This is a genomic window from Pseudomonas sp. P7759 (assembly GCF_013386445.1).
GTDB lineage: Bacteria > Pseudomonadota > Gammaproteobacteria > Pseudomonadales > Pseudomonadaceae > Aquipseudomonas > Aquipseudomonas azotoformans_A.
In genome coordinates, this window is record NZ_JACART010000038.1 from 44,390 (window position 1) to 61,798 (window position 17,409).

19 protein-coding genes are annotated in these 17,409 nt (G+C 61.6%); 9 read left to right on the forward strand and 10 right to left on the reverse strand.

The genetic code is table 11. From position 1 onward, the window contains the following. The first annotated feature begins 36 nt into the window (after nucleotides 1–36). On the forward strand, nucleotides 37–960 hold the full coding sequence (locus HX823_RS23660; RefSeq protein WP_177077006.1) for a sugar ABC transporter substrate-binding protein: 924 nt from the start codon (nucleotides 37–39) through the stop codon (nucleotides 958–960). 174 nt (nucleotides 961–1,134) lie between these two features. Here the strand turns inward: HX823_RS23660 and HX823_RS23665 are convergent, their stop codons facing one another. Beyond that, entirely contained in the window at nucleotides 1,135–1,440 is a 306-nt protein-coding gene (locus HX823_RS23665; protein WP_177077008.1) for a DUF2834 domain-containing protein, read from the reverse strand. An 84-nt stretch (nucleotides 1,441–1,524) separates the two neighbouring features. Between HX823_RS23665 and HX823_RS23670 the strand changes: the two genes are divergently transcribed. Together HX823_RS23670 and HX823_RS23675 are read left to right on the forward strand one after the other, a co-directional pair. Then, nucleotides 1,525–2,313: a helix-turn-helix domain-containing protein gene (locus tag HX823_RS23670; protein ID WP_177077009.1), complete on the forward strand. Its 789-nt coding sequence runs from the start codon at nucleotides 1,525–1,527 to the stop codon at nucleotides 2,311–2,313. A 54-nt stretch (nucleotides 2,314–2,367) separates the two neighbouring features. After that, nucleotides 2,368–4,077 carry an amidase gene (locus HX823_RS23675; protein WP_177077011.1) on the forward strand — a complete coding sequence of 570 codons (1,710 nt, stop codon included), beginning with the start codon at nucleotides 2,368–2,370 and terminating at the stop codon, nucleotides 4,075–4,077. Nucleotides 4,078–4,246: 169 nt separating this feature from the next. Here HX823_RS23675 and HX823_RS23680 read toward each other — a convergent pair whose 3' ends face one another. Continuing rightward, complete coding sequence (locus HX823_RS23680) at nucleotides 4,247–4,717, reverse strand: RidA family protein (protein WP_038841835.1); 471 nt, start codon at nucleotides 4,715–4,717, stop codon at nucleotides 4,247–4,249. Then, nucleotides 4,714–4,932 (reverse strand): DUF6434 domain-containing protein, encoded by a 219-nt coding sequence (locus HX823_RS23685; RefSeq protein WP_038841838.1) that lies wholly within the window; start codon nucleotides 4,930–4,932, stop codon nucleotides 4,714–4,716. The genes HX823_RS23680 and HX823_RS23685 overlap by 4 nt, the downstream gene beginning before the upstream one ends. Before the next feature lie 247 nt (nucleotides 4,933–5,179). On the opposite strand from HX823_RS23685, the gene HX823_RS23690 reads away from it, so the two are divergent. Then, nucleotides 5,180–5,611: a nuclear transport factor 2 family protein gene (locus tag HX823_RS23690; protein ID WP_016979456.1), complete on the forward strand. Its 432-nt coding sequence runs from the start codon at nucleotides 5,180–5,182 to the stop codon at nucleotides 5,609–5,611. A gap of 28 nt (nucleotides 5,612–5,639) precedes the next feature. On the opposite strand, the gene HX823_RS23695 is transcribed toward HX823_RS23690, so the two are convergent. Continuing rightward, entirely contained in the window at nucleotides 5,640–6,965 is a 1,326-nt protein-coding gene (locus HX823_RS23695; RefSeq protein ID WP_177077013.1) for a PLP-dependent aminotransferase family protein, read from the reverse strand. A gap of 90 nt (nucleotides 6,966–7,055) precedes the next feature. Here HX823_RS23695 and HX823_RS23700 point away from each other — a divergent pair, with 90 nt between their 5' ends. Next, nucleotides 7,056–7,946 (forward strand): DMT family transporter, encoded by an 891-nt coding sequence (locus HX823_RS23700; RefSeq protein ID WP_038841842.1) that lies wholly within the window; start codon nucleotides 7,056–7,058, stop codon nucleotides 7,944–7,946. Here HX823_RS23700 and HX823_RS23705 read toward each other — a convergent pair. After that, nucleotides 7,943–8,497, reverse strand: coding sequence for a YceI family protein (locus HX823_RS23705; RefSeq protein ID WP_038841845.1), 555 nt, complete (start codon nucleotides 8,495–8,497; stop codon nucleotides 7,943–7,945). The two genes, HX823_RS23700 and HX823_RS23705, sit on opposite strands and share 4 nt — an antisense overlap. Nucleotides 8,498–8,631: 134 nt before the next feature. Here HX823_RS23705 and HX823_RS23710 point away from each other — a divergent pair, with 134 nt between their 5' ends. The 4 genes from HX823_RS23710 to ampC all read left to right on the forward strand — a co-directional run bounded on the left by HX823_RS23710 (nucleotide 8,632) and on the right by ampC (nucleotide 11,939). After that, nucleotides 8,632–9,126, forward strand: a complete 495-nt coding sequence (locus HX823_RS23710; RefSeq protein WP_177077015.1) for a PaaI family thioesterase — start codon at nucleotides 8,632–8,634, stop codon at nucleotides 9,124–9,126. Between the two features lie 43 nt (nucleotides 9,127–9,169). After that, nucleotides 9,170–10,057 carry a YghX family hydrolase gene (yghX, locus tag HX823_RS23715; RefSeq protein ID WP_177077017.1) on the forward strand — a complete coding sequence of 296 codons (888 nt, stop codon included), beginning with the start codon at nucleotides 9,170–9,172 and terminating at the stop codon, nucleotides 10,055–10,057. A 152-nt stretch (nucleotides 10,058–10,209) separates the two neighbouring features. Continuing rightward, entirely contained in the window at nucleotides 10,210–10,737 is a 528-nt protein-coding gene (locus HX823_RS23720) for a hypothetical protein (protein ID WP_177077019.1), read from the forward strand. A 47-nt stretch (nucleotides 10,738–10,784) separates the two neighbouring features. Further along, nucleotides 10,785–11,939: a class C beta-lactamase gene (ampC, locus tag HX823_RS23725; RefSeq protein WP_177077021.1), complete on the forward strand. Its 1,155-nt coding sequence runs from the start codon at nucleotides 10,785–10,787 to the stop codon at nucleotides 11,937–11,939. A gap of 132 nt (nucleotides 11,940–12,071) precedes the next feature. On the opposite strand, the gene dctM is transcribed toward ampC, so the two are convergent. From dctM to HX823_RS23750, 5 genes are all read right to left on the reverse strand, one after another. Next, a complete protein-coding gene (gene dctM, locus HX823_RS23730; RefSeq protein ID WP_016979464.1) occupies nucleotides 12,072–13,352 on the reverse strand; it encodes a C4-dicarboxylate TRAP transporter large permease protein DctM in 1,281 nt (426 codons plus the stop codon). After that, complete coding sequence (locus tag HX823_RS23735) at nucleotides 13,352–13,984, reverse strand: TRAP transporter small permease (RefSeq protein WP_033896622.1); 633 nt, start codon at nucleotides 13,982–13,984, stop codon at nucleotides 13,352–13,354. Before HX823_RS23735 ends, dctM begins: the two co-directional genes overlap by 1 nt. A gap of 173 nt (nucleotides 13,985–14,157) precedes the next feature. Further along, nucleotides 14,158–15,141, reverse strand: coding sequence for a TRAP transporter substrate-binding protein (locus HX823_RS23740; RefSeq protein WP_177077023.1), 984 nt, complete (start codon nucleotides 15,139–15,141; stop codon nucleotides 14,158–14,160). A gap of 238 nt (nucleotides 15,142–15,379) precedes the next feature. Next, nucleotides 15,380–16,195 (reverse strand): CoA ester lyase, encoded by an 816-nt coding sequence (locus HX823_RS23745; protein WP_177077025.1) that lies wholly within the window; start codon nucleotides 16,193–16,195, stop codon nucleotides 15,380–15,382. 18 nt (nucleotides 16,196–16,213) lie between these two features. Continuing rightward, nucleotides 16,214–17,407: a CaiB/BaiF CoA-transferase family protein gene (locus tag HX823_RS23750; RefSeq protein WP_177077027.1), complete on the reverse strand. Its 1,194-nt coding sequence runs from the start codon at nucleotides 17,405–17,407 to the stop codon at nucleotides 16,214–16,216. Nucleotides 17,408–17,409 lie beyond the last annotated feature (2 nt).

Sequence of the window (17,409 nt, forward strand, 5' to 3'; positions counted from 1 at the left end):
CTGTTTTAACAACAACAAGAAGAACGGAGCACCACCATGAAGAAGCAAGTCCTTGCGGCACTCTTTACCCTGGCAATCAGCCCCTGGGCGCTGGCCGATATCCGTATCGGCGTGAGCATCGCCCAGGTCGACGATGTCTTCCTCGCGCAAATGCGTGACTACATGGCCGCCCACGCCAAGGCACTGCCCGGCGTAACCCTGCAATTCGAAGACGCCCAGGGCGACGTGGTGCGCCAGCTCAACCAGGTGCAGAACTTCACGGCCCAAGGCATGGACGCGATTATCGTCAACCCGGTGGACACGGCGGCCACGCAAAAAATGACCGCCAATGCCCAGCAAGCCCAGACCCCGCTGGTCTACGTCAACCGCCGCCCGGATGCCCAGCAGTTGCCAGCGGGTGTGGGCTACGTGGGCTCGGATGAGGTCAAGGCCGGTGAAATCCAGATGCGCTACCTGGCCGAAAAAATGGGCGGCAAGGGCAACCTGGCGATCATGCTCGGGCTGCTGTCCAACAACGCCACGCACAACCGCACGCTGGGGGTGAAGAGCGTGCTCAAGGAGTATCCCGACATCAAGATCGTCGAAGAGCAGACCGCCGAGTGGCAACGCAACAAGGCGATCGACTTGATGAACAACTGGATCGTGTCCGGGCGCAAAATCGACGCGGTGGCGGCGAATGCCGATGAAATGGCGATCGGCGCGGCCATGGCGATCAGCCAGGCAGGCATGCAGCCGGGCAAGGACATCCTGGTGGCCGGCAGCGATGGCGGCCCAGCGGGGTTGGACGCGGTCAAGAAGGGCCAGTTACTGGTGACGGTGTACCAGGACAATAAAGGCCAGGCGGTGGGCTCGATTGACCTGGCGGTGAAGATGGTGAAGAAGGAGCCGTACACGGCTGAGCTGACGATTCCTTATCAGCAGATCACCAAGGAGAACTACCAGGCCTTTCTCAACCCTTGAAACCTCACTCAATTCTCCTGCGACTCGACCTAATGTGGCGAGGGAGCTTGCTCCCGCTGGGCTGCGAAGCGGCCCCGCTCATTGTTTAAAAGAACGGGACTGCTACGCAGTCCAACGGGAGCAAGCTCCCTCGCCACAGGTACGGTGTTCGCCCTTGTTTGAATGGCAGGTAAGTCAAGACGGTCGCGACCTATTCACCACCAGATAAAGCAACGGCCCCACCGACACAAAAACCGCCGTCAGCACAAAATACGGCAGCAGCGAAACCACCGAGCGCCCGCGCCGCCGCGCATCCCGGTACATCCACACACACGCCAGCAGCGCCATCAGGTACAGATCGATCACCACTTGCGCGGTGTCCGGCCGCGACATCAATTCACGGCCAAAGGCCAACAGCGACTGCTCGGCCGTCAGCATCGTCGCCAGGGTGTAGAGCGAGAATCCGAGCAAACCGGCCAGGGCGATAAAGCGACTGTTCATGGGTTCTTCCTTGGCGTGATAGAGGCCCCACGTTAGTGATAAGGTTCGGCCCCTCGCAATGACCTCGGAGGTCATGATTCCGCCATGGACAACCCTGCTACTGCCGGCGAACAACTGCGCCAATTGCGCCGGCACGCCAAGCTGAGCCAGCTCGACCTGGCCCTGATCACCGGCATTTCCCAGCGCCACCTCAGTTGCATCGAGACCGGTCGCGCCAAGCCGAGTCCCGGCACGTTACACAACTTGTTGACCACGCTGGAGGCACCGCTGGAGCAGTGCAACCGCGTTTTCCTCGCCGCCGGCTATGCGCCGCGTTATGCCGCCACCCCGCTCGCCTCGCCCGCCATGGCGGCAATCCGCGAAGCCGTCAGCCATGTGCTGCACGCCAACAATCCGGCCCCTGCCATCCTGCTGGGCAGCCAGTGGGAAGTGCTGGCGGCGAATGCCAGTACCGGCCTGCTGTTTGAATTGGTGGGCATCCGGGCGGATGCCGCTGAGGGCGTGAACTTGCTGACGACGCTGCTGCAGCCAGGCGGCCTGGGCGATCACCTGAGCAATGCCGAGGAGATCCGCACACTGGCCTGGCAGCGCGCCACACGTGAGGCGTTGGGCAATCCTGAACTGGCCGCATTACTGTCGAGTTTGCCGACACCGGCCAACACCGAACTGCCCGCACACATGCTGCCGCTGGTACTGACCCGCGTGCGCTCACGTCAGGGTGAACTGAGCTTTTTGTCCACCTTCACCACGTTTGGCATGCCCCAGGACATCACCCTGACTTCCCTGCGGATCGAACATCTGATTCCTGCGGACGAGGCCACCTGGCAGGTGATGCGCGGCGCCTATGCGGAGTATGCCGCACTGGTTTTGTGAAATATCTGTCCGTAGACTGCCGCCATACCCCCACTTGAAGGCGGCGAAAAAAACGTGATGCAAGTTACCGAAGTTTCCATTGCCCAATTGCGCGCTGCGCTGGAATCCGGCCAGACCACGGCTGTTGAACTGGTCAACGCCTACCTGGCGCGGATCGACGCCTATGACGGCCCGCAGACCGCCACCGCATTGAACGCCGTGGTAGTGCGCAACCCCGAGGCCCTGAAAGAAGCCGAGGCGTCCGATGCACGCCGGGCCAAAGGCGAAACCTTGGGGCCATTGGATGGCATTCCTTACACTGCCAAAGACAGCTACCTGGTCAAGGGCCTGACCGCAGCCTCCGGCAGCCCGGCGTTTGCCCAACTGGTCGCCCAGCGTGACGCGTTCACCATCGAGCGCCTGCGCGGCGGCGGCGCCATCTGCCTGGGCAAGACCAACATGCCACCGATGGCCAATGGCGGCATGCAGCGTGGTGTGTATGGCCGCGCCGAAAGCCCGTATAACGCCGACTACCTGACGGCGCCGTTTGCCTCCGGCTCATCCAACGGCGCCGGCACTGCGACAGCGGCCAGTTTTGCTGCGTTTGGCGTGGCCGAAGAGACCTGGTCCAGCGGACGCGGCCCGGCGTCCAACAATGGCCTGTGTGCCTACACGCCGTCCCGTGGCGTGATTTCGGTGCGCGGCAACTGGCCGCTCACACCGACCATGGACGTGGTAGTGCCTTACGCCCGCACCATGGCCGACCTGCTGGAAGTGCTCGATGTGGTGGTGGCCGAAGACCCGGACACCCGTGGCGACCTGTGGCGTTTGCAGCCGTGGGTGCCGATCCCGAGCGTCGCCTCGGTGCGCCCGGCGTCCTACGCTGAACTGGCCGTGACTGCCGAATCCCTCGTCGGCAAACGCTTTGGCGTGCCGCGCATGTACATCAACGCCGACCCCGACGCCGGCACCAGTGAAAAGCCCGGCATCGGCGGCCCCACCGGGCAGAAGATCAACACTCGCGCCAGCGTGATCGACCTGTGGAACGACGCACGCCAGGCCTTGGTTGCGGCCGGTGCCGAAGTGATCGATGTGGACTTCCCGCTGGTGTCCAACTGCGAAGGTGACCGCCCTGGCGCACCCACCGTGTTTACCCGTGGACTGGTCTCCAAGGCGTTCCTCCACGATGAACTGTGGGAGCTGTCGGCCTGGGCCTTCGATGATTTCCTGCGCGCCAACAACGACCCTGCCCTCAACCGCCTGGCGGATGTGGACGGGCCGAAGATCTTCCCCCACGACCCCGGCACCCTGCCCAACCGTGAGGATGACCTGGCCGCCGGCATGGACGAATACGTGCGCATGGCCGAACGCGGTATCACGCCTTGGAACGAGATCAGCACAGTCCCCGACGGCTTGCGCGGCCTGGAACAAACCCGTCGCATCGACCTGGAAGACTGGATGGACACGCTCGGTCTCGATGCAGTGCTGTTCCCGACCGTGGCTGATGTAGGCCCGGCGGATGCTGATGTGAACGAAGCCTCTGCCGATATCGCCTGGAGCAACGGCGTGTGGGTCGCCAACGGCAACCTCGCCATTCGCCACCTCGGCGTGCCGACCGTCACCGTGCCGATGGGCGTGATGGCGGATATCGGCATGCCAGTGGGCCTGACCTTTGCCGGGCGGGCGTATGACGATTCGGCGTTGCTGCGGTTTGCTTCGGCGTACGAGGCCACCGGCAGCAAGCGCCTGGTTCCGCCACGCACGCCACCGCTGGCAGCCAGCTAAACGCGGTCAAACCTGTGGGAGCGGGCTTGCTCGCGAATACGGTCCTTCAGCCACAACTATGCTGACTGATCCACCACTTTCGCGAGCAAGCCCGCTCCCACACTTTCGCCTGTATTTCAAATCAGGCGATGTGGAGCACGGCAATCAACTGGATTACCGCATCGATGGCTCAGCCGTGCGCCACTGCAATCATGTCGATCTCCACCGCCGCCGATTTCGGCAACTGCATCACGCCAATCGACGTGCGCGTATGCACCCCGGCAGCACCCAGAATCTCGTGCAACAAATCCGACGCGCCGTTGGCCACTTCACTCTGCTGATCAAAATCCTCGGCACTGCGCACGTAAACGGTGATGCGCGGGATTGCCTTGACCTGGTCCAGCGAACCCAAGGCCTGCTTGAGCAACCCCAAGCAGCGCAAGGCGCTGATACCGGCGGCGATTTGCGCCTGGGCCAGGGTCAGGCTGTCGCCGACCTTGCCCGGCAGCACGATGGCATCGCCGACCCGGGGAATCTGGCCGCTGATGTACAGGTGGTGACCGTCGCGGACCAGTGGCGTGTAGTTGCCACCGACTTTGAATTCGTCCAGCTGGTAGCCGAGGCGTTCTTGGGCGGCCTGGTATTTTTCGTCGGGTGTCATGGGTGTGAATCCTCGTTTCGGCGTTGCCACTCCTCCACCACGTCGCCCAGGGTCTTGGGCACCTCGTTGCGGATCCAGGCCATGAACGGCCGGTCGAATTTGAACCCTGGGCCGCAGTGCTCACGCATGAAGCGGCGTACGTTTTGAGTGTTTTTGTAGTGCGGGGTTACCGGAGTGGCGCGGGTGAGGGTGTCGCTGTGCCAGTCAAAATCCATTTTGTCTCTCGGGCAGTGTCAGTTTTCGGCAGTAGCATAGCGATGTGCTACTGGCACAGGAAGCGAGGCATGATTCGATCAGCGTGTTGAGACATCGTATAAGTTGACCCGTGGTTTATAACGGCTTCAAGTCTAATCTTTTCAAGATATTTCGAAATTTCACTTTCCTTCCCCACCCGAAATATTGCATGGTTGTACGACGACTTAAGCTGTCGTGCCAGCCCCCAACAACAATAAGGAAACACCCATGCAAAACGTCAAAGTGCTGATCGGATTTCTGTGCCTGTTCACCGGTTACGTCGCAGCCGCGCCTGCCCCAGCCGAAAAGGACGTGGCCCAAGCGGTCGACCAACTGACCCAAGCCATGCTGCACCTGGACCTCAAGCAACTTCACGCGCTGACGGCCGACAAGCTCACCTACGGCCACTCCAGCGGCAAGGTGCAGAACAAAGACCAATTCATCGCTGACCTGGAAACCCATACCAGCGCCTTCAAGACCCTGGAAATGCAAAACCAGACCATCACCCTGCAAGGCGACACCGCGCTGGTCCGCAACCACTTCCACGCCCTGGCCGTGAACAGCGGTGTTGAAGTGCCTACCGACATCGACAACTTCCAAGTCTGGCAGAAGCAAAAAGGCAAATGGCTGCTGATCGGACGTCAGGCCTACAAGTACTGATACCTTGCGGTGAGCCGCTGAAACCGGCTCACCACGCCACCACTTTGCGCACCTTGAGCAACGCTTCGCGCAGTGCCGAGATCGGCACCGAACCCAAGGCCAACCGCAACGCATGCGGGACATGCGCCGAGACGGCAAACGGCTCGGCGGTCGACACGGCAATGTTGTCACGCTGCAAGGCCATGGCGATCTGATCGGCCCGGGCGTCTTCCGCCAGGGGTAGCCACAAGAAATACGACGAGGGATGGCTGATCGTGGTCAGCCCTTTGAACACCCGAGCGGCCAGGGCCTGTCGCGCCTGGGCATCCTCGCGCTTTTGCGCCTCAAGCTGCGCCACCGTGCCATCCTCCAGCCATGCCACCGCTATGGCGCTCATCACACCGGGCACATTCCAGGTGGTGGCCATGATGGTGCGCTCCAGCGTCTTCACCCACTCCATCGGCGCCGCGATAAACCCCACGCGCAGGCCGGTCGCGACACTTTTCGACAGCCCGCCCACGTACACCGTGCGTTCTGGCGCCAGCGTCGCCACCGGAGGTGGTGCGTCTTCAGCGAGGAACGCGTAGGCCGCGTCTTCAATGATCATCAGATTGTGCTGACGGGCGATGGACACCAGCCGTTCGCGCTGGGACAGAGCCATCACCCAACCGAGGGGATTGTGCAGGGTCGGCATGCTGTACACGGCACGCACCGGCCGCTTGCGACACAGGTTTTGCAAGGCCTGCAGATCCGGGCCGGTCGGCGTCACCGGGATCGCGACAATTTCCAGGTGCAGGGTCTCGGCCAATACCTTGAACCCCGAATAGGTCAACGCGTCCACCGCGATCACGTCCCCAGGCTTGAGTAACGCCATCATCGTCACGGCCAGACCATGCTGGGCGCCGCTGACCAGCAGCACCTGCTCGGCGTCGACACTGAGCCCACGACTGAGCAAATGCCGCGCGAAGGCTGCGCGCTCATGCAGGCGCCCGGCATGAGGCTGGTAGCGCAACAGTGCTTCGAGGTCGCCAGACAGCGCCAATTGGCGCAACGCCGTGCGCAACAGCTCCGCCTGGCCGGGCAACGAGGGATAGTTGAAATTGAGGTCGAGCATGCCCGCCGTCACCGTCATCTGCCCACTGCCCTGCCCTGGCGGCAACGCTATCTCGCGCACGAAGGTGCCACGCCCGGTTTCGCCGCTGACCAGGCCCATGGCTTCAAGCTCGGTGTATACGCGGCTGGCAGTGACCAGCGCCAGGCCGTGCTCGGCGGCCAGTTGCCGGTGCGTCGGCAGCCGCGTGCCGGGCGGCATTTGGCCGCTGCGGATGGCTTCGGCAAAGGAATCGACCAGGGACTTGTAGCGGGCGCGCGGCATTGGGATGTATCCATGACAATTTTTTGATTGTCCTAATGCTCGCCCCTAGGATGGCCAGAACGCAACCCCTCCGGCTACGGATATTCCCTCATGGAACGTACATCCCCCCTCAACACCCTGGACACCAGCACCCAGGGCTGGATCAACGGCTTTATCGGCGTGGTGATTTTCAGCGGTTCATTGCCCGCCACGCGCATGGCCGTGATGGAATTCGACCCGGTGTTTCTCACCATGGTCCGTGCCGCGATCGCCGCCTTTCTTGGCGTGATCCTGCTGTGGCTGTTCAAGGAAAAACGCCCCGCGCGCAATCAGTGGGTGCCGCTGGCGATTGTCGCCTTGGGCGTGGTGATCGGCTTTCCCTTGCTCACCGCCCTGGCGCTGCAATACGTGACCTCGGCCCACTCCATCGTATTCATCGGCCTGCTGCCTCTGGCCACCGCAGTGTTTGGCGTGTTGCGCGGCGGCGAGCGGCCGCGTCCGGTGTTCTGGTTGTTCTCGATTGTGGGCAGTGGGTTGGTGATGGGTTATGCCGTGGCCCAAGGCTTGAGCGCCGCACCGGCCGGCGATCTGCTGATGCTGCTGGCGGTACTGGTGTGCGGCCTGGGTTATGCCGAAGGCGCCAAGCTCTCGCGCAGCCTGGGCGGTTGGCAGGTGATCTGCTGGGCGCTGGTGGTGTCGATACCGGTGGTGGTGCCGTTGAGCCTGATGCTCGCGCCGTCGACCTTCAGCGCCATCAGCCTGCCCGCCTGGTTGAGCCTGGGCTACGTGTCACTGTTCAGCATGTTGATCGGCTTTGTGTTCTGGTATCGCGGGCTGGCCCAGGGTGGCATTGCCGCCGTCGGCCAGTTGCAGTTGCTGCAACCGTTTTTCGGCCTGGCGCTGGCGGCGGGCCTGCTGCATGAGCAGGTCAGCCTGGGCATGGTGCTGGTGACGGTTGCGGTGATCGGCTGCGTGGCCGGCGCGAAGCGGTTCGCCCGTTAACGCTGCGGCGCGACCATCTTGAACTTGATGTTGATGTCGTTGGACACCACGCTGTTGCCGGCCCACTCACCCTCGCCGATCTTGAAGTCGCCACGCTTGAGGATGAACTCACCGTCGAACACGCCAATGCCGCTCTGCTCCTTGAGCACCACGTCCACGTCCACCGGGCGCGTGGTGCCCTTGATGGTCAGGTTGCCGCTGATCGTGTAGCGGTTGTCGCCCAAGGCTTTGACACCGGTGGACTCGTACACACCCACCGGAAACGTCGCGGTATCAAACCAGGACGCGCGTTGCAGTTCGTCATTCGCGTCCGGGCTACCCGCGTCGATGCTGGCCAGCTGGATCTTGAGCAAGGCATGCCCGGTCTCCGGCTTTTGCGTGTCGAAGGTCAAGGTGCCTTCAAACTCGCTGAACGTACCGTACACCCGCTGCCCCAATTGCTTGTAGGTGAAGCTGATCTGGCTGGCGGTTCGATTGACGTCCTTGTACTCCACCGCCTGGGCGCTGGAACCATACGCAAGGATCAGGGCCAGTACGGTGACCGGGGACATAAAACGTTTCATGCAACGCTCCGCAAAGGAAAGGACACAGGTACTGAACTAACACGCCATACCAGGGATTTATTCCATTCGGGCGTTTGTCCTGCTAAACAGAGTAGTCGCCCCACCCATAATAAGGACGTTGCATGCACGCCCCCTCACTCCAGGACATCACCGCGCCGGAAGGCATCTGCTACGGCTGCGGCGGCAGCAACCCCCACGGCCTGCACATCAAGAGCCGCTGGGACGCGGACGGCATCCACCTGGTCGCCGAACACCTGCCCGAGGCCCACTACAGCGGCTGGCCCGACCTGGTCTACGGCGGCCTGATCGCCATGCTGGTGGACTGCCACTCCAACTGGACCGCCATGGCCTACCACTACCGCGCCGAAGCGCGCGAACCCGGCAGCCTGCCGCGCATCGACTGCGTCACCGGCAACCTGGGGATCAAATTCATCAAGCCGACGCCCATGGGCATCACCCTCACCCTGCGCGCGCGTGTCGACGGTGACGTGGGACGCAAGACCCGCGTGATCTGCGAGGTGTACGCCGGTGACGTGCTGACCGCCATCGGCGATTCGATCTTCGTGCGTGTCGACACCGGCCAATTGGCCGCCGCCGCCCATGGTCGCGAGGGCTGATCCTGGGCTACATTGACCGCCACCGCTAATCGAGGATGCACCGATGACTCGTCTCACCGCGAAAGACTTTGCCCCCGAACTGCTGGAACTCTATGACGGCTACGCCCACGGCAAGATCAACCGCCGCGAATTTCTCGACCGCGCTGCGCTGTTCACCTTTGGCGGCCTCACCGCTTCGGCCCTGCTCGCGGCCCTGAGCCCCAACTACGCGCTGGCCGAGCAGGTGAAATTCACCGACCCGGACATCGTCGCCGACTACATCACCTACCCATCGCCCAAAGGCAACGGCACGGTGCGCGGCTACCTGGTGCGCCCGGCCAAGGCCACGGGCAAGCTGCCGGCGGTGGTGGTGGTCCACGAAAACCGCGGCCTCAACCCCTACATCGAAGACGTCGCCCGGCGCCTGGCCAAAGCGGGCTTCATCGCCCTGGCCCCGGATGGCCTGACCTCGGTGGGCGGTTACCCCGGCAACGACGAAAAAGGCGTGGCCCTGCAACAGACCGTCGACCCGACCAAGCTGATGAACGACTTCTTCGCCGCCATCGAATGGCTGATGCACCACGACAGCAGCACCGGCAAGGTCGGGATTACCGGCTTCTGTTATGGCGGCGGCGTGACCAACGCGGCGGCGGTGGCCTACCCGGAACTGGGCGCGGCGGTGTCGTTCTATGGGCGCCAGCCGGAGGCCAAGGACGTGCCCCGGATCAAGGCGCCGATCATGCTGCATTACGGTGAGCTGGATACGCGGATCAACGAGGGTTGGCCGGCGTATGAGCAGGCGCTCAAGTCCGCCGGAACCACGTATGAAGCGTATATCTACAAGGGCGCCAACCACGGCTTCCATAATGATTCGACGCCACGCTATGACGAGGCGGCGGCGAATCTGGCGTGGGAAAGGACGCTCGGTTGGTTCAATAAATACCTGGTTTGAATGCTGTCGAGGCTCATAAACCTGTCGAAGGTGCAGAGCTGGACAAAACACGCCCGAAAAAAGCTAGCATGACCAGCCCTCACAACAGCGAACGTTTTCTCTGCGTGTGTGCGGTAAGGGATAGTGAAAAAATCGTAAGGACGATATGACGCATGAACGTAAAAACGCTGGCAGGTCTGGCTTCTGGCCTGTCTATCGCAGCAACACTGGTGTCCTTTGCAGATGCGTACTTCCTGGGCTCGGCGCTTTCAAAGCATCAGTATCTTCCAGAGCAAGTCCCTACCTACATCTACCTGTTCACCGTATCATTTCTCATCCTGGTGATGCTGCTACTGTCCAACAGGACGTTGAAACTCCCGTACAAGGATTACACCGAAAAAGTCGATGAGCTTCAAAAAAAGCTCGACAATCACTCAGATAAAAACGTCGAACTCGAAGACCTGAAAGCGCAGATTGGAACGCTGCAGCGGGCCATAGCTGAGGAAGTCGTATTGGAACGTCGGATTCGCGGCGTGTTGATGGCGAACTCTGAGACTGAGTCTGGACTTATCAGCAAATTAGATATCAGTTCTACCGATAAAGCTGCACTTGGTCACGTGCAATCAATGCTCGGAAAGATGGAACAGGAAAAAACCATTGAGGCCTCTTACGGCCGTTACAACCTGGTGAAATCGTTTTGATAGAACCGCAGCCCAATGAAACTCTCACCTGCAGAAGAAACGACCGCATGCCCCATAAAACTCAATTCGCAGTGCGCCATTTAACCGCCTTAGTTCTTTTCCTCACTGCCAGCCACTGCCTGGCCGCCGCCGACCTGCGCGCCGTGGTAGACGCCAGCGTCAAGCCGCTGATGCAGCAACAGTCTATTCCAGGCCTCGTCGTTGGCGTCATCAAGGACGGCAACGCGCAATACTTTAACTACGGCGTGGCCAGTAAAGATGCCAAACAGCCCGTCAGTGAAAACACGCTGTTTGAAATTGGCTCGGTGAGTAAGACCTTCACCGCCACCCTCGCCGGCTATGCCGTTGCGAGCGGCAAACTGACCCTCACCGACCCGGCCAGCCAGTACCTGCCAGCGTTGCGCGGCGGCGAGTTCGACCACATCAGCCTACTCAACCTGGGTACCTACACCGCCGGTGGCCTGCCGCTGCAATTTCCCCGCGAGGCGGACAACACCCAGCACATGATCAGCTACTTCCAGCAGTGGAAACCCGACTTCGCCCCGGGTACCCAACGCCTGTATTCCAACCCGAGCCTGGGCCTGTTCGGCTACCTGGCGGCGCAGAGCCTGAAGCAGCCGTTTGATCAACTGATGGAGAAAACCCTGCTACCGAAAATGGGGCTCAAGCACACGTTCATCACTGTTCCCAAGAGCCAGATGAACCTGTACGCCCAGGGCTATGGCAAGGACGGAAAACCCGTGCGAGTCGGTCCCGGCGCGATGGACAGCGAGGCCTATGGCATCAAGACCAGCGCTTCGGACCTGTTGCATTACGTAGAGGTCAATATGCGTCCGGCAACACTGGACCCAGTGCTGCAACAAGCCATCACCACCACACACACCGGCTACTACACTGTCGAGGCCATGACCCAGGGGCTGGGCTGGGAGATGTACCCTTATCCGATCAAGCTGGACGCCCTGGTGGAGGGCAACTCGACAAAAATGGCGGTAGAACCGCATCCGGTGAACTGGCTGACCCCGCCACAAGCGCCGCATGCCGATACGCTGGTGAACAAAACCGGCTCGACCAATGGGTTCGGTGCGTACGTGGCGTATGTGCCGAGCAAGGAAATGGGGGTAGTGATCCTGGCCAACAAAAACTACCCGAACGGGGAACGGGTGAAAGTGGCCCATGCAATCTTGAGTGCGCTGGACCACTAAGCACAGGCGCGGATCAAATGTGGGAGCCGGGCTTGCCCGCGATGAGGGAGTGTCAGCCGATGAATTTGGCAACTGACACACCGCTATCGCGGGCGAGCCCGGCTCCCACAGGTATTGCAGGGTGATTGGGATCTACATACCGAGCCAGTGCGGCAGTGCAAGGGAGATGAATGGCAAGTAGGTGACCATGATCAGGAACACCAACAGAATCATCAACCACGGCAACGCCGCACGAATGGTCTGCCCCAGGCTCAACCCGGTCACCGCCGAGGTCACGAACAGGTTCAACCCCACCGGCGGATGCACCAGGCCGATCTCCATGTTCACCACCATCACGATGCCCAGGTGAATCGGGTCAATGCCCAGCTTCATGGCAATCGGGAAGAAGATCGGCGCCAGGATCAGCACGATGGCCGACGGCTCCATGAAGCTGCCCGCCACCAGCAGCACCACGTTGACCATGATCAGGAAACCAATCGGCGTCAGCCCTTCGGAGATCACCCACGCGGTGATTTCCTGGGGGATCTGCTCGGTGGTCAGCACATGGGCAAACAGCATGGCGTTGGCGATGATGAACATCAGCATGATCGCCAGGCGCCCGGACTCCAGCAGCACCTTGGGGCAGTCGCGCAGCTTCATGTCCTTGTAGATGAACAAGGCCACAAACGCCGAGTACACCGCCGCCACCGCCGCCGCTTCAGTCGGGGTAAACATGCCGCTGTAGATGCCGCCGAGGATGATCACCAACAGCAACAAGCCCCAGAAGGCGCGACGTGCGCAGGTCAGCCACTCGCGGAAGGTCGCCCGTGGTTGCGCCGGTAGCTTCTTGATGCGCGCGACGATATAGATCGCGATCATCAGCATCAGGCCCAGCAGCAATCCCGGAATCACCCCGGCCATGAACAGCTTTCCGACCGAGGTTTCGGTGGCCGCCGAGTACACCACCATCACGATCGACGGCGGAATCAGGATGCCCAAGGTGCCCGCGTTACAGATGATCCCGGCGCCGAACTCCTTCGGGTAACCGGAACGCACCATGCCCGCCACGGCAATCGAGCCCACCGCCGCCACCGTCGCCGGAGACGAACCGGACAGCGCCGCAAACAGCATGCACGCCAGCACCGCCGCAATCGCCAGGCCACCACGGATATGACCGACACAGGCGTTGGCAAAGTCGATCAGCCGTTGCGCCACGCCGCCGGTGGTCATGAACGCGCCGGAGAGCAGGAAGAACGGAATCGCCAGGAAGGTATAGGCGTCAGAGGTCTCGAACAGCTTGATCGCCAGGGAACTCACCGAGTCCTGGCTGAACATCAGGATTGACACCGCGCCGGACAGCCCCAGGGAAATCGCAATGGGCACGCCAAGGAACATGAACACAAACAACAACAGGAATAGACAGAGCACGGCCATCAGTGACGCTCCTCATGGCTGCCGGCCAATTTGCTGGCCTCGCCAGCCTCGTCGGCCAGCCCCAACCCGACCTGACGGTGGGTAAAGATGCGGTAGAAAATTTCCAGGTAACGGATGAAGACCATGGCAAACCCGATAGGCACGATCACCACGATGTCGCCGACATCCACGCCGTACTGATCGAGGTCTTCGGCGCCGATGTGCGCGCCCATCACGGCGCTCACCCATTTGTAGCTGGCGACCATGAACAGCCCTGCATACGCCAGGCAGCACAGGCAGGCGAGCATGCCGAGCACACGTTGCACCGGGCGCTTGGTCAACTTCACCAGTGCATCCACGCCAAGGTGGCCGGCGGTACGCACGCCGTAGGAGATACCGAAGAAGATCAGCCAGCCGAACATGGCCTTGGTCAGCGCCACGCTCCAGGTCATGTCCTGGGCCCAGGTCATGGTGTGATCGCCCAGGGCATTGAAGAAGTTGCTGCTCAACGCCCACTTGTCAGCCAGGGCAAAGAACAGCGTGTAGATGTTGTTAAGCATGACGTAGACGAATGTCACCAGGGTCATGGCGGCCAGCAGGAAGGCAATAAAACCTTCCTCCAGGTGCTCCCAGACGCGCCTTAGCGTTTGCATGGCAAAACCTCGCGAAAATGAGATGGGTTATGCAAGGCTCAGGATGGAACCGGCTCTAAATGTGGGAGCGGGCTTGCTCGCGAATGCAGTCTGTCAGTTGATAACCCTGGTGACTGACCCACCGCTTTCGCGAGCAAGCCCGCTCCCACATTGGCGCTCGGTACCACCCGCGCTTACTGGTTGGACGCGTCCGCCGCCTTGATCAGGTCAGCCCCGATCTCACCCTCGAACTTCTGCCACACCGGGCGCATGGCTTCGCGCCACAGCTGGCGTTGCTCCGGGGTCAGTTCGATGATTTCACTGGTCTTGGAATCGACGATCTTCTGCTTGGCCGACTGGTTCAGCGCTTCGGCCTGCTTGTTCACCTCGACGGTGACCTCGACCATGATCTGCTCCAGCGTGCTGCGGATATCCGGTGGCAGGCCATTCCAGAACTTGGCGTTGGTGATCACCATGTAGTCGATCAGGCCATGGTTGGACTCGGTGAAGTACTTCTGCACCTCGTTGACCTTCTGGCTTTCATAGTTCGACCAAGTGTTCTCGGTGCCATTTACGGTGCCGGTCTGCAAGCCTTGATACACCTCGGCAAAACTCATCTTGCGCGGGTTGGCGCGGATCGCCTTGAACTGCTCTTCCAGCACACTCGAAGCCTGCACGCGGAATTTCAGGCCACGGGCGTCCTTGGGCTCATGCAGCGCCTTGTTCGACGAGAGTTGCTTGAGGCCGTTGTGCCAATAGGCCAGGCCGAGGATGTTCTTGTCCTGCATGGAGGTCAGCAATTCCTTGCCCTGGGCGGCCTGGAAACGGTCGACCGCAGCCAGGTCGTTGAACAGGAACGGCAGGTCGTAGATCTGCACTTGCTTGGTGTACTGCTCGAACTTGGCCAGGGACGGCGCGAGCATCTGCACGTCGCCCAGCAGCAGTGCTTCCATTTCCTTGCCATCGCCGAACAGCGACGAGTTCGGGTACACCTCGACCTTGACCTTACCGGGCAGGCGTTCTTCCGCGAGTTTCTTGAACAGCAACGCGCCCTGGCCTTTGGGGGTGTTTTCAGCAACCACGTGGGCGAACTTGATGACAATCGGGTCCGCCGCCTGGGCCAGGCACGCGGCAAACAAGGTGGCGGCGCACAGCAGCGCCCGGGAAAGCTTGAGCATGGGAAATCACCTTCTTATTGTTGTGTTGTAGGGCAAGGTGCCTGATGTCACGCGTGTAGTGAATTTCGATTTTTTGATACCTGCGTTCGGTCTGGACGAACGCCAATCTAAGCTACAACAGCGATCCAATGTGGGAGCGGGCTTGCTCGCGAATGCGGAGCGTCAGTCAATTTATATGTACCTGATAGACCGCATTCGCGAGCAAGCCCGCTCCCACATTTTGATTCGGTTTCTCCAGCTAGATAGAGGCGGCCAGCAGCCGTTGCGCGCGCAGCAACACCGGCGCATCCACCATCTGCCCATCGATCTGATACGCCCCTGCCCCATGGGCCCCGGCATCCACCACGCGCTGGGCCCAAGCCAGGTCTTCGGCGCTGGGCGCCAGGGCCTGGTGAATCACCGCCACCTGCTTGGGGTGGATACACAGCGCCCCGGCAAACCCCATCTCGTAGGCATGCCGAATCGAGCGACGCAAGCCTTCGGGATCGTCGATGGCCGGGTGCACGCCGTCCAGCGGTGCGACCAGGCCGGCGGCACGGGAATGCACGATCAGCGCCAGACGCGCCTGGTCCAGGGCGAACTGGGCGGCCGGGGAATGGCTGCTCAGGTTCAGGTCCAGCGCCAGGTCCAACCCGCCGAACGACAGGCGTTCTACCTGCGCTGCATGGGCGATCTCGGCCACCGCCAGCAAACCCCGCGCACTCTCGATGATCGGCCAGATGACTTTGCCGGTGGCCGCCACCACGGCGACCTGGGCTGCGCTTTCGACCTTCGGCAACAGCACGCCTGCCACATTCGGATGGGCCTTGCAGAACGCCACATCCTCAAAGTGCTCGGCATGTTCCGGCGCGTTGATCCGCACCCACACCTGGGCGGCGGGGTTGGCAGTCAAAAACGCTCCAAGGTTATCCCGCGCCTGGCGCTTGAGCGGCTCTTCCACCGCATCCTCAAAATCCACGATCACCGCGTCGGCACCGCTGGCCAAGGCTTTGGAAAATCGCTCCGGTCGACTACCGGGTACAAACAACGCCGAACGAACCAAGGGCTTAGGCATTTGTTGAACTCCTTATTATTAGATAACACCGCGCGTACGCAGGCCGTCGATGGCGTCTGCGGCGTAACCGAGCCCTTCGAGAATGCCTTGGCTGTGCTGCCCCAAACCTGGAACAGCGCCCATGCGCGGGGTAAACGCAGCATTGCGTGCCGGCGGCAACAGCGATGGCAACGCACCGGCCGGGCTATCGACTTCGCGCCAACTGTCCCGCGCCTTGAGCTGCGGGTGGTCCCACACGCCTTGCATATCGTTGACCCGGGCGCTGGCGATCTGCGCGTCTTCCAGGCGCTGGATCACCGCCTCGGCATCCAACTGCGCGAAGCTGTCCACGATGATCTGGCGCAGCACGTCGCGGTTGGCCGAGCGCTTGAAGTTGGCGCAGAAACGCTCGTCAGTCGCCAATGCCGGGGTGAGCAGCACCTTGTCGCAGAACGCCGCCCATTCGCGTTCATTCTGCAGGCCGAGCATTACCGTGCCGCCGTCGCCGGTGGGAAACGGTCCATAGGGATAGATCGTCGAGTGCGCCGCCCCGGCACGCGGCGGCTGCGGTGCGCCGTCGAACGCGTAGTACATCGGGTAGCCCATCCATTCCACCAGGCTTTCCAGCATGCTCACATCGATGCGGCTGCCCTTCCCCGTCTTGCCGCGCAACAGCAGCGCCGAGAGGATGCCGCTGTAGGCGTACATGCCCGCCGAGATGTCCGCGATGGAACAACCGGCCTTGGCCATCTGGTCGTCGCCAGGCCCGCCGGTGACGGAGAGAAAGCCGCCTTCGCTCTGGATCAGCAGGTCATAGGCCTTTTTCTTTTCGTACGGCCCGCCTTCGCCATAGCCGGAAATATCGCAGACGATCAGGCGTGGAAAGCGCGCATGCAGCGCCTCGAACGACAAGCCCATGCGCGCGGCGGCGCCGGGTGCGAGGTTCTGTACCAGTACGTCGGCGTCAGCCAACAAGGTATCGAGAATAGTGCCCGCCTCGTCCTGCTTGAGGTCCAGGGTCAGGCTTTCCTTGGAGCGGTTGGTCCACACGAAGTGCGAAGCCAGGCCACGCACGCGTTCGTCGTAGCCACGGGCAAAGTCACCGGCGCCGGGGCGTTCCACCTTGATCACGCGGGCGCCCAGGTCGGCCAGTTGACGGGTGCAGAATGGCGCGGCAATCGCGTGTTCCAGGCTGACAACGGTGATACCGTCCAGCGGTCTTGGGTTAGTCATGA